General features: G+C 34.3%; 10 protein-coding genes. 6 read left to right on the forward strand and 4 right to left on the reverse strand.

Translation table 11 applies throughout. The features are described from left to right. The first annotated feature begins 435 nt into the window (after positions 1–435). Together J3U16_RS04890 and J3U16_RS04895 are read left to right on the forward strand one after the other, a co-directional pair. Positions 436–1,125 (forward strand): LexA family transcriptional regulator, encoded by a 690-nt coding sequence (locus J3U16_RS04890; RefSeq protein WP_065562232.1) that lies wholly within the window; start codon positions 436–438, stop codon positions 1,123–1,125. 245 nt (positions 1,126–1,370) lie between these two features. Next, complete coding sequence (locus tag J3U16_RS04895; RefSeq protein ID WP_065734275.1) at positions 1,371–3,206, forward strand: ABC transporter ATP-binding protein; 1,836 nt, start codon at positions 1,371–1,373, stop codon at positions 3,204–3,206. Positions 3,207–3,271: 65 nt separating this feature from the next. Here J3U16_RS04895 and dacB read toward each other — a convergent pair whose 3' ends face one another. Then, positions 3,272–4,705, reverse strand: a complete 1,434-nt coding sequence (gene dacB / locus J3U16_RS04900; RefSeq protein ID WP_065734274.1) for a serine-type D-Ala-D-Ala carboxypeptidase — start codon at positions 4,703–4,705, stop codon at positions 3,272–3,274. A gap of 172 nt (positions 4,706–4,877) precedes the next feature. Here dacB and J3U16_RS04905 point away from each other — a divergent pair, with 172 nt between their 5' ends. Continuing rightward, complete coding sequence (locus J3U16_RS04905; RefSeq protein ID WP_267331219.1) at positions 4,878–5,894, forward strand: TerC/Alx family metal homeostasis membrane protein; 1,017 nt, start codon at positions 4,878–4,880, stop codon at positions 5,892–5,894. A 54-nt stretch (positions 5,895–5,948) separates the two neighbouring features. Here the strand turns inward: J3U16_RS04905 and cycA are convergent, their stop codons facing one another. Continuing rightward, positions 5,949–7,322 carry a D-serine/D-alanine/glycine transporter gene (cycA, locus tag J3U16_RS04910; RefSeq protein WP_267331218.1) on the reverse strand — a complete coding sequence of 458 codons (1,374 nt, stop codon included), beginning with the start codon at positions 7,320–7,322 and terminating at the stop codon, positions 5,949–5,951. 198 nt (positions 7,323–7,520) lie between these two features. Here cycA and mltA point away from each other — a divergent pair, with 198 nt between their 5' ends. From mltA to asmA, 3 genes are all read left to right on the forward strand, one after another. After that, positions 7,521–8,594: a murein transglycosylase A gene (gene mltA / locus J3U16_RS04915; protein ID WP_065734271.1), complete on the forward strand. Its 1,074-nt coding sequence runs from the start codon at positions 7,521–7,523 to the stop codon at positions 8,592–8,594. A 69-nt stretch (positions 8,595–8,663) separates the two neighbouring features. Next, positions 8,664–9,245 carry a dCTP deaminase gene (dcd, locus tag J3U16_RS04920; protein ID WP_065562238.1) on the forward strand — a complete coding sequence of 194 codons (582 nt, stop codon included), beginning with the start codon at positions 8,664–8,666 and terminating at the stop codon, positions 9,243–9,245. Positions 9,246–9,277: 32 nt separating this feature from the next. Next, the gene (asmA, locus tag J3U16_RS04925; protein ID WP_267342571.1) at positions 9,278–11,146 is read left to right on the forward strand and encodes an outer membrane assembly protein AsmA; all 1,869 of its coding nucleotides are present in this window, start codon (positions 9,278–9,280) and stop codon (positions 11,144–11,146) included. A gap of 82 nt (positions 11,147–11,228) precedes the next feature. Here the strand turns inward: asmA and hslU are convergent, their stop codons facing one another. Next, positions 11,229–12,557, reverse strand: coding sequence for an HslU--HslV peptidase ATPase subunit (gene hslU / locus J3U16_RS04930; RefSeq protein WP_065734269.1), 1,329 nt, complete (start codon positions 12,555–12,557; stop codon positions 11,229–11,231). 28 nt (positions 12,558–12,585) lie between these two features. Then, positions 12,586–13,113: an ATP-dependent protease subunit HslV gene (gene hslV / locus J3U16_RS04935; protein ID WP_065562241.1), complete on the reverse strand. Its 528-nt coding sequence runs from the start codon at positions 13,111–13,113 to the stop codon at positions 12,586–12,588. Positions 13,114–13,218: the final 105 nt, after the last annotated feature.

Consider the following 13,218-nt stretch of genomic DNA (forward strand, 5'->3'; position numbering starts at 1 on the left):
TCCACTTTTTTTCTTTTTAGTCAACGTTTTTATTTGCCTTTCAGTAAATGTAGCAATTTTAGCTAAAAAATGACTTTAACCATTATAAATCAATAAATTAAAATAACACCCAACATATAAATAAGAATAATATATATTTGATAAATATCAATTACGCATTAAAAAAAACTTAATATCTATAAAACTACTTGAAATTTCAACGGAAAAACAAAGACAATAAAACGGAAAAAAAAGCCATACTTCTTATTATAACACTCGCTGTTTTTTTATTTTTATGCGAGAAAAGAATATTTTTCCATAATATAAAACGCGTTTAAACAAAAAATCGCATTAAAACTTAATAAAATTAAGAAGATTGATTCAAATTCATATGTAAAACTCATAAAAAATACAATATAATTATCAAACGGATGAAAAAATAAAAACGAAATAAGTATGATTAAAAATAAAAATGTAAAAACTTTTAAAGATAGGCTACATTCGTCAATGCAAGGATTATCTGTTTCATCCTTTGCAAAAAAATGTGATATGTCAGAAACGGTAATACGAGATTATTTGTCTGGAAAAACCTACCCTTCACTAACTCGTTTAGAAGTAATTGCTGAAAAATGTAATGTTTCATTCAACTGGTTAGCTACCGGTTATAAATTGGAAGTGTTGGATCCTAAAGACGATGATAATAACGAAGTTTATAATGAAAATATCTATCGTATCCCGGTTTATAAAAAACAATTACCAACTAAAGAAGAGGCGCAAAATCAACGTTACGTACGTGAAACGCCACCAGTAATGAATTATCCTATTGTTGAAGGTTGGGCTTCTCATCGTGGTTTAGATATCAAAAAACTTATAATCTATTGGGCGAAAGGTGATTTAATGGCACCTGAAATCGAAAATAATAATGGATTAATTATTAATACAGAAATAAACGAAATAATCGATGGCGCAATTTATTTAATTGAATACGAGAATTTCACTCTACTAAGAAAAATTCGCCTATCACTCGGAAATTGGATTTTGATTTGTAATAATCATCAATACCCAACGATTGAGGTTCCTAAAGCTCATTTCGAAAAATATAATATTGTCGGACGCGTTGTACAAATTATTAAAGATGTTTTTTAAGACAATTATTAGTAATCTAGTACTTTTCACTATATAATTTGCCATGAGGAAAGCTCAAAAACCCCTTTCCTCAACTTTTTTTAATTTTTATTAATGTTAGTTTAATAGGTATTGGAGTGATGTCTCTTTTAATTTAAAAATATCATATTTCGCTTATAGCACTTAGCATTTGGTAATAAAACCCTCACTTTTTTAGATCATTGGTAAACCTATCAATGAATAACCTTTTAACTAATAGGTCTAATATGTATCGATTTTTTGAAAAATTGGTATCACCTTATCCACAAGATGAACCACAGCCGATGGCTAAAAGTTTTTTTAGTTTTATTTGGCAATCGACGAAAGGCACACGTTCTTTCCTTCTATTATTAATCATACTGAGTTCATTAGCTGGCGCTTTTGAAGCCTTTTTATATGCTGCACTCGGTAAAGTTGTTGACTGGCTGGCAGCTGTTTCACCTAGTCAATTTTGGCAGCAGGAAAAATCAACCTTAATTGTATTTACGATTATTATATTAGCTAGCACGATCATTATTGCCTTACAAACCATCATTAAACATCAATGTTTGGCGGGAAACTTTCCAATGCGACTGCGTTGGAATCTACATCGATTAGTGCTAAATCAAAGTATGCGCTTTTTTCAAGATGAATTTGCCGGCCGTATATCAGCAAAAGTGATGCAAACCGCACTTGCGGTTAGGGATACCTGCTTTTTGGTTGCTGATATCTTTATCTATGTTTTGATTTCGTTTATTACTATGGCAACAATCATAGGTCAGTTAGATCTTTGGTTATTAGTACCGTTTATGGTTTGGTGTTTTGTTTATGGCATTGCGATGTATTACTTTATTCCACGACTAAGTAAAGTGGCTAGTATGCAGGCTGATGCTCGTTCAACCATGACTGGCCGAGTGACTGATGCTTACACGAATATTATGACAGTTAAACTGTTTTCTCATGCAGGCAATGAAGCAAAATATGCACAAGAGTCGATGGACGAATTTTTAGTTACCGTTAATAAACAAATGCGTTTAGTTAGTAGTTTTGAAATTGTTAATCATTTATTGTCTATTTTCCTCGTTCTTGGTACTACTGGCTTATCATTATGGCTATGGACTAATGATTTAATTGGTGTTGGAGCTATCGCCACTACAACTGCTGTCGCACTTAGATTGAACGGCTTTTCGCATTGGATTATGTGGGAAATGGCAGCATTATTTGAAAATATCGGCGTGGTTAAAGATGGTATGAATACGTTTTCTGTTGCTAAAACCGTTGTCGATGAACCTGATGCACCAACTCTTAAGGTGACTGATGGTAAAATCGAATTTAAAAATATTAATTTTAGTTACGATGCAAAATTAAACAATGCCATTATCGACAACTTAAATTTAACCATTAAACCAGGTGAAAAGATCGGTTTAGTTGGCAGATCAGGGGCGGGTAAATCCACTTTAATCAATTTATTGTTGCGATTTTATGATTTACAAAATGGTCATATTTTTATTGATAATCAAGACATCACCAAAGTCAATCAAGAAAGCTTACGCGCTCAAATTGGTATGGTTACCCAAGATACTTCACTATTACACCGCTCAGTAAGAGATAACTTATTATACGGTAATAACCATGCCACAGAACAAGAGATGATAATCGCAGCTAAAAAAGCTCATGCCGATAGTTTTATTGAAACCTTAGTAGATGCTAATGGAAGAACTGGATATGATGCTTTTGTTGGTGAACGTGGGGTTAAATTGTCCGGAGGACAACGCCAACGTATCGCTATTGCTCGAGTTATTTTAAAAAATGCACCAATTCTATTGTTAGATGAGGCAACTAGTGCGCTTGATTCTGAAATTGAACAAGCTATTCAAGAAAGCTTATATACGTTAATGGAAGGTAAAACGGTTATTGCTATTGCCCATCGATTATCTACAATTGCGGCGATGGATCGATTAATCGTTTTAGATCAAGGAAAAATCATCGAACAAGGAACACATCAAGAGTTGCTTAGTAAAGATGGACTTTATGCTCAACTTTGGAAGCATCAAAGTGGAGGTTTTTTAGCTGAAAATTTTTAACTTAAAATTTAGGGCGATGAGTAAATAACATCGCCCCAAAATCTTAATTCTCAAATTAGTCAAATCTAATTAATGAAATTTTTATAAAACTCAGATTCGAACTTCATAACTGCCCCGTTTTTAGGTTCCCCTTTACTATCAGCCCGATACCCTGATAATAATTGAACAAAAGCGACATAACGTCCGTCTGATTTTTGAATAAATCCGGCTAAATTATAACTACCTTGAATATAGCCTGTTTTAGCCATAACTACATCTTTAAATGGTGCTTGACTGAAGCTTTTACGGTTTTGCAACGTTCCATCAACACCCGCAATTGGTAATTTTTCAATAAAAGCGAGTTGATTGTTATGTGCTGAAATATACTGCAACACTTCCATTAGTTTGTTGGCGCTAACTAGATTAAGACGAGATAAACCCGAGCCATCGGCAATCACTAAGTTTTCTAAGTCAATACCTGCTTTTTTGCGAAGGATTTGTTTAACCGCATCACCACCATTACGCCATGTTCCTGCAGTATTATAATAGCGTGCGCCAAGTGTTCTAAAAATGGTGTCAGCATACAAATTATTTGATTTTTTGAGCATAACCGTTATTAACTCAGAAAGCGGTGCTGATTGACTTGATGTTAATAACGTTAAGGAACCAGTGGATTTTTGTTTTCTTTCGAAAACACGTCCACCATAAGTTATTTTTTGTTGTTTTAATTCATTTTTTAAAACAGTCGAAAAATATTCAGTTGGATCCATTACTGCAAATTTTAATGGTGTTTTATCCGCATTAGAAGCGATGCATCCAGATAAATAGTAGCGATTTTTATCGGCATTAACATCAAGCTCACAATATTTATCATGTGCATCTTTACTACTAGCGGAAATCGTTCTGACATCACCTGAAACCATAACTGGAATATTAGATGAAACAGAAACTGATGCTTTACCACCTACTTTACCCGGGGTTATTGTTGCATAAAAGCAGTTATCATCAATTGTTGCAGCTGATGCAGGGGCATTGTAACAAGCGGTTAAATTATTCCATGACCACCCTTCTGCTTTATCATGACTAGCAAAAATTGAAGTGTCTAAAATAACATTACCTGAAATTTTTTCTACACCCTTTTGACGAAGGGCGCTAATCATATTTTTTAATCTTTCTCGACTAAAAGTGGGATCACCACTCAATTTGATAATCAGATCACCATTGAGTTGTTTATTACTAACGGAACCATTCGCGTACATTCCAGTAACAAACCGAAAGTCATTACCCAGTTCAAGCTGTGCAGCTAGTGCAGTTATTACTTTTTGCGTACTAGCTGGCTGTTTAAATTGATCACTTTTGTATTTGGCTAATGTTTTAGGATTGCCATCAACAGTTTGCACTAAAATTGATAAATCACTCCCTTTGGGTAATGATGATATATATGGTTCAACCGATTGTGCTTGCAATAAGCTTGAATAAAAAGCAACGATAAATAGAAAAGATACCCTTATATTTGTCATGAATGTATGCTCAAAAAATTTATTAAATATATTAGTGTGGAAACAAATATATCTTTTTTTGATAAGCCTATCAATATATACTCAGTCTCTTTAAAAATAATGTTCTAAATACCATTATATTTTACATTTTTGAATTTAATCCAAGAGATAATTTAATATAGGTAACAAGGCTATGATTCATCATTCATTAGGTTTTCCAATCGAAACTGTACTGATGTTCGTCATTTTGGCTTTAACTGCGATTATAATTGATTTATATGCTCACCATAACGATAAACCCATTAGCCTAACCAGCGCAATATTATGGTCTTTATTCTGGGTTGCTGTTGCATTAGGTTTTGCACTTTATCTTTATCTTCACCATGGAAGTGAGATAGCAAGTTTATTTATCACAGGTTATGTGCTTGAAAAAGCGCTTTCGGTAGATAACTTATTCGTTATTATGGCGCTGTTTTCATGGTTTGCTATCCCTAACAATTATCGACATCGATTACTTTATTGGGGCGTAATTGGTGCGATTATTTTCCGAGCTATTTTTGTTGTAATAGGTACGGGTTTATTATCGTTAGGTCCTTGGATGGAATTGTTCTTTTCAGTAGTGGTTGCTTTAACTGGATTTATGATGCTGAAAAACCAAGGTCAAGATGAGAAAATTAAAGATTATTCAGAACATTTTGCTTATCGTATTGCTAAACGTATTTTCCCTTCTTACCCTAAGATAGTTGGTCATCACTTTTTATTAACCCGAAAACAACTAAACGCGGAGTTAACGAAGCCAGAAAATAGCGACCTAATTCATAAAATGCCAAAAAGTGCCTTATATGCAACACCACTATTTTTATGTGTTGTTGTGATTGAGTTGAGTGATGTTATGTTTGCATTTGATTCTGTTCCCGCAGTAATCGCGGTCAGCCAAGAACCACTGGTTGTTTATAGTGCAATGATTTTCGCTATTTTAGGGTTACGGACTATGTATTTTGTTTTAGAAGCAATGCAACAATATCTTGTTCATTTAGGCAAAGCTGTAGTCTGCCTACTATTTTTTATCGCAGCAAAACTGGCTTTAAATGCTAGCGACCATCTATTTAATTATGGTATTAACATAAGCCCTACTCTCAGCCTTTATATAGTATTAGGCATTTTATCTTTAGGTATTATTGCAAGTTTTATTTGGCCAAATAAATCCTAAAAAATAATAAGGGAATTGATAATCGGCAGTAAACCTGCCGATTAAAGATGAGAGCTATTGGCGTGTTGATGAACGAATAAAGTAACTCACACCTAAAATAATAAACCATAGTGGGGTTGCGATCAGTGCTTGGCGAGTATCAGCTTCAAATGTCAATAATACAATCACAAAAGCAAAAAACGCTAAACAAACATAACACATAAAAATTCCACCAGGCATTTTAAATTGTGATTCTTGATGCAAATTAGCTTTTTTACGGCGATAAGCAATATAGGAAATCAATATCAACGACCAAATAAACATAAATAAAATGGCAGAAATAGTCGTTACAATAGTGAATGCTTCCATCACATTTGGTACTAAATAAATCAGTACTACCCCACCGAACAAGCAGGTACATGAAAATAACAAACCATTAGCGGGGACTGAACGTCTTGATAATTTACCAAATGGTTCTGGTGCATCTTGTTTTTTAGCAAGACCAAACAACATTCGACTGGTTGAGTAAATACCACTATTGGCTGAAGAAGCCGCCGAAGTTAATACCACAAAATTGATAATACTTGCTGCAGCAGGTAAGCCAATCAAGGTAAATAGTTCAACAAATGGGCTTTTATTGGGTGAAATAAACTGCCAAGGTGTTACACTCATGATAATAATCAAGGCAAAAACATAGAAAAAGATAATTCGTGCTGGCACTGAATTAATTGCCCGTGGTAAATTTTTATTTGGATCTAGTGTTTCAGCCGCTGTAGTTCCAACAAGCTCAATACCAACAAAGGCAAAAATTGCAATTTGGAAACCAGCAAAAAATCCCATCGTACCATGGGGAAAGAAACCACCATACTCCCAAAGATTAGAAAACGCAGCCGTAGTATTGGTTTGTTCTGAATGATAAGCCGTGAAGACTAAAACAAGTCCAATAGCTATCAAGGCTAAAATGGCCACTATTTTGATCATAGAAAACCAAAACTCAGTTTCACCAAACATCCTAACAGTTAACAAATTCAAAGTTAAAAGCACAATAACTGTAAGTAGCATTGGGATCCATGCTTGTAGTTCTGGAAACCAGTGTTGAGCGTATCCTGCGATAGCAACAACATCTGCAATTCCGGTAATTACCCAACAAAACCAATAAGTCCAACCAGTAAAAAAACCAGCCCAAGGACCCAATAAATCGTTAGCAAAATCACTGAATGATTTATAATTTAGGTTGGATAATAAAATTTCTCCCATTGCCCGCATAACAAAAAATAAAACAAACCCAATAATCATGTACACAAAAACAATAGATGGTCCGGCAAGGCTGATTGTCTTCCCAGAACCCATAAATAATCCCGTACCAATTGCACCACTTATTGCTATTAGTTGAATATGTCTACTGGAGAGATTTCGTTTAAGATCATTATTTGAAGACGTACTGTTCATCGTATCGATTACCTGTCGTTTTTACAATTTTCGTTTTTTTATAAGAAGTAAAGGACTATAAAGTCTACAGCGCTAAATCGCAAGCTCAATCACATGAAAAATTTTTATAGCAATATCATAATTATTGGTAGTTTCTTATAATAGAATTGTGTAGCATAACCAACCATATCATTTAACTTATTACAATAAATTATCAAGATGAAAGAAAACAAATTTCACATTTATCTATTATGTTTAGCATTTATCATGTCACTACTTGCTGGCTGCCAGAGTGATCCTAATTCATCAAGTAAACAATTTAAAGACGGTAAACTACCACATGATTTAAATGCCAGTCGTCCGCATTTAGCTGTGCCTGTAAATATTTCTGACTATACGATTCAAATTGAAAAAATAAAAACAACATCGCCTTCTTTGTATCGTAAAAATGAACATATTTATAAAGCCGTTGATGCTTGGATTAATCGCTCATTGGGCTCAGCAGAATTCCATAAAGTGGGTCTAAAAAGTTATGAAATGGCGGGTAAAGATGGATATGGTAATGTACATCTAACCGGTTATTACACTCCGGTTATTAAGGCTAGATACCAACCAACTGGTGAATTTAAATATCCAATTTATAGAATGCCAACCCAATCTAAAGGGCAGTTACCAAGTCGAGAACAGATCTACAATGGCGCATTAGCTGGAAAAGGACTGGAGATCGCTTATAGTAATTCGTTAATGGACAATTTCATAATGGAAGTCCAAGGAAGTGCCTATATCGATTTTGAAGATGGTAATCCGCTTGTTTTCTTCTGTTATGGTGGAAAAAATGGCCATGGCTATTCAAGTATAGGACGCTTATTGGTTGAATCAGGAGAGATCGCTAAAGAAGATATGTCTATTCAATCCATAAGAGATTGGGCAAAAAGTAAGAGTGAAAAGAAAGTCAAAGAGCTATTAATCCAAAACCGATCATTTGTGTTTTTTAAACCGCAATATAACGCCGAAGTAAAAGGTGCAGCAGCAGTACCTTTAGTTGCCAATGCAGCAGTGGCATCAGATAAAACATTAGTCCCAACCGGTTCAGTTGTATTAGTTGATGTACCACTGCTTGATAATGATGGTCAATATCGTGGAAGGCGCGAAGTTCGTTTAATGGTTGCGCTTGATGTTGGCGGAGCAATTAAAGGCCATCACTTTGATCTTTATCTAGGTATTGGAAACAAAGCAGGTAAACAAGCAGGTTATTACAATCATTTTGGTCGAGCTTGGGTGATACAACCTTAACCAACCAACATCGACGCCATCAAAAGAACCTGCTAGAATAAGATAAAAAGCAGACTTTAAGGATAACTTATGAGATTATGTGACCGTGATATTGAAGCATATTTAGATAGTGGTAAATTAAAAATCACGCCACAACCTGCATCAAGTTGTATTAATGGAGCAACAGTAGATGTTCGATTAGGTAATCAATTTCGTACTTTCAGAGAGCATACAACACCTTATATTGATTTAAGTGGACCTAAAGAAGAAGTTGCAGCCGTTCTAGATCGCGTTATGAGCGAAGAGATGATATTAGCTGAAGGTGAAGCATTTTATTTACATCCAGGCGAACTTGCTTTAGCAGTGACACTCGAATCAGTTACGATTCCTGATGATTTGGTTGGCTGGTTAGATGGCCGTTCATCATTAGCTCGCTTAGGACTTATGGTACATGTTACTGCTCATCGTATCGATCCAGGCTGGCATGGACAAATTGTTTTAGAATTTTACAACTCAGGAAAGATACCAGTAGCACTTAGACCTGGTATGACTATTGGTGCATTAAGTTTTGAAACACTTAGTGGACCAGCTTCTAGACCATATAATCGCAGACAAGATGCAAAGTATAAAGACCAACATGGCGCTGTCGCCAGTCGTATTGATAAAGACTAATACAGTTCATAACCTTAATAAAGGACATTAATATGATAAAAAAAATATTGGTTACGCTATTTATCTTAATTTTGGTCATTGTTATCAGTATCGCTTCCCTTATTATATTTGTTGATCCTAATAATTTTCGTGGTTACATCTCACAAACAGTGAAAGACAAAACAGGGTATGAACTGACTATAGAGGGCAATCTACGTTGGCATATCTGGCCTCAAGTTAGTATTTTAACTGATTCGGTTAAATTATCCGATAGCGGTGCAACAAAACCTCTTTTAACCGCTGACAACATGAGGCTTGATGTTGAGCTTCTTCCTTTGTTTTCAAAAAATTTAGCGATTAAAAATGTATTTATTAAATCAGCAACAATCAATATTACGGATGAAAGCAAAGGTGAAAATGCTAAAAATAGCACTCAAGCCATTTCTTCAGAAAAACAACCATCTGAAGATAAAAAAAATCCATCTGATTGGAAATTCAGTTTAAATAAGTTTGAAATAGCGGATAGTACAATTGCATTTCAGCATAATCATGATTTGATAAATTTCAGAAATATTAATCTGTTATTAGAAAAAAATAACGATAAAAACCTTTCTCTTGAACTCAATGGGAACATCGATAAAAACCAGCAAGACTTATATTATTCATTAAACGCCAATATTGATTTAGCCCAATTCCCTGAAAAAGCAGTTATTGATTTAAAAAAATTGGATTACACGTTTAACGGCATAGTCAATTCAGAAAAAGAGATAAAAGGTAATGTAACTGGTGTATTTAATTATCAAAAAGCACCAATGCAATTGGATAGCCAAAATTTGGTTTTTTCAATTAACGATAATGATTTTACAAGTAAGATCAATGTCCGTTTTGATAACAAACCGGTGATCGATTTCCAATTAAATTCAAATAAATTTGATTTAACACCTTTCATCCAAAAAAATGAAAATTCAACGAAAAGTACTAACGTTCAACAAACTTCGCCAGTTGTATCGAATGTTTCCAAAAATGATAATGAATTAAGTATGCTTAATTCATTTGATGGAAAAGCAAAAATAAATATCAAAGAAGTCAAAGCGGATAAAATTGCATTAGGTAATTTGAATGTTGAAGTTGACAATCAAGATGGTATAGCAAACTTAAAAAATCTAACTTTCAATTTTGCAAATGGGCAAATTGCTGCCAACGGCACCGCTAATGGTAAACAAAAAAACCCACAAGTTAAATTGAATACCAAAGTTAGCAATATCAATTTAAGCTCATTTTTTACGCAAATGAATATGGCTTATGATCTTGATGGAATATTCAATGCTTCTGGAGTATTAGAAGCCAATACATTATCAACAACTAAATTATTAGAGAACATTAAAGGTAATGCTAATATCGTCATTACTAATGCTAAACTAAATAATATTAACATCCAAAGCATCATCGAAAATGCCGCCGCGAAATATAGCAATGGTAATATAAGTTCTGAAAATCATAAAAAATATACTGAGTTTCATAAAATCACAACCAATGCTTATATAAATCAAGGTAACATTGATCTTAATTCACTCAATGCAAACTCTGAAACATTAGATGTGATAGATAGTTCAGGAAGAGTGGGAATGGTTAATCGTGATTTAGATGTTAATCTAAATATAAAAATATTAGGTGGTTGGAATAGTAAAAGTGAAACTATTGCAAAACTACAAAAAGTGACTATACCACTACGTATATATGGTCAATTTTCTAATTTACACTATCAACTAGATATTGCCAAAATAGTATCTGATGTGCTTAGTGATAAATTACAACAGCGTTTAGATAAGCTACGTGATAAATTAGAAAACAATGGTTCCAGAGATAAAGATAAATCTAGACAAAAAGCAGTTGATATTTTAGGTGAATTTATCAAGAAATAAATATTTGATGAAATAATTATAATAGATATAAAAAAAGGTGAGCTAAATAACTCACCTTTTTTTATTCAATTAATCTACTTGATTATAAAATGAATTTGCTTAAATCTTCATCAGCAACAAGTTTATCAAGATGATCGCTGACATATTTAGCATCAATTGTAATGGTTTGACCACCCAATTCACTGGCTTCGAAAGAAACCTCTTCCATCAAACGTTCAAGCACAGTATGCAAACGGCGAGCACCTATATTCTCATTTTGTTCATTAACTTGCCAAGCAGATTCAGCAATTTTACGAATCCCATCTGGTGTAAAATCAATATTAACACCTTCTGTTGCCATTAATGCTTTATATTGCACTGTTAACGACGCATTAGGTTCCGTTAAAATACGCTCAAAATCTTCACTAGTTAATGCTTGTAATTCAACGCGAATTGGTAAACGTCCTTGCAGCTCAGGAATCAAATCTGAAGGACTCGCAGTTTGGAACGCACCTGATGCGATAAACAAAATATGATCAGTTTTTACTGAACCATGTTTAGTTGAAACAGTACAACCTTCAACAAGTGGTAGTAAATCACGCTGAACACCTTCACGTGAAACATCAGGACCAGATGAATTACCACGCTTACACACCTTATCGATCTCATCGATAAACACAATACCATTTTGCTCGACAGCTTCAATGGCTTCGTGTTTAAGATCATCGGGATTAACCAATTTAGCAGCTTCTTCTTCAATTAGCTGTTTCAAGGCATCTTTGATCTTCATTTTACGAGCTTTGGTTTTTTGACCACCTAAATTTTGAAACATTGACTGCAGTTGGTTGGTCATCTCTTCCATACCTGGCGGTGCCATAATTTCAACACCAATATTAACGCCAGCTATTTCAATCTCAATTTCCTTATCATCAAGAGCGCCTTCACGTAATTTTTTTCTAAATGCTTGTCTAGCAGTTGAATCATTATTGTTTTCAACTTGTCCCCAACCATCTTTTGCTGGCGGTACTAGCACATCTAAAATACGTTCTTCAGCTAATTCTTCTGCTCTATTACGATTTCGTTCAATTGCTTCTTGACGAATCATCTTAACAGCAGAATCGGTAAGATCACGAATGATTGAGTCAACTTCTTTACCTACATAACCAACTTCCGTAAATTTTGTGGCCTCTACTTTGATAAATGGAGCATGTGCAAGTTTAGCTAATCGTCTTGCGATTTCTGTTTTACCCACCCCTGTTGGGCCTATCATAAGAATGTTTTTTGGGGTAACTTCATGACGTAATGCTTCATCAAGTTGCATACGACGCCAGCGATTACGTAAAGCAATAGCAACAGAACGTTTTGCTTTATCTTGTCCAATAATATGTTGGTTTAATTCGCTTACAATTTCGCGAGGAGTCATTTCAGACATAATAATATTTCTCTTAAATCAGTTTTAATTAGTAATTAAGCTCTTCAATAGTTTGGAAGTTATTGGTGTAAACACAAATGTCACCAGCTATTGATAGCGATTTTTGTACAATATCATGTGCAGATAATGAAGTATTATCTAATAAAGCTCTTGCAGCAGCTTGAGCATAAGGTCCACCAGATCCAATCGCAATCAGATCATCTTCTGGTTGAATAACATCCCCTGTACCAGTAATAATTAATGATGCGGTTTCATCAGCTACAGCAAGTAATGCTTCTAACTTACGCAACATCCTATCGGTTCGCCAATCTTTGGCTAGTTCAACTGCCGCTTTAGTTAAATGGCCTTGATGCATTTCTAATTTACGTTCAAATAATTCAAATAAAGTAAAAGCATCTGCTGTACCTCCAGCAAATCCTGCTATCACTTTATTATTGTATAAACGGCGAACTTTTCGAGCATTACCTTTCATAATAATTCGTTCACCTAATGTAACTTGCCCATCGCCTCCAATAACGACTTGACCTTCACGACGGACACTGACAATTGTTGTCATATTCTGCTCCTTCTCTTACTAAAACACTTAATTCGGAATGAATAGAGAATATATTGGGATGATTAATAAATTTTCAACATCTGATTATTAAAATGCGAAATATTT

The sequence above is a fragment of the Gilliamella sp. B3023 genome (genome assembly GCF_026536845.1).
GTDB lineage: Bacteria > Pseudomonadota > Gammaproteobacteria > Enterobacterales > Orbaceae > Gilliamella > Gilliamella apicola_E.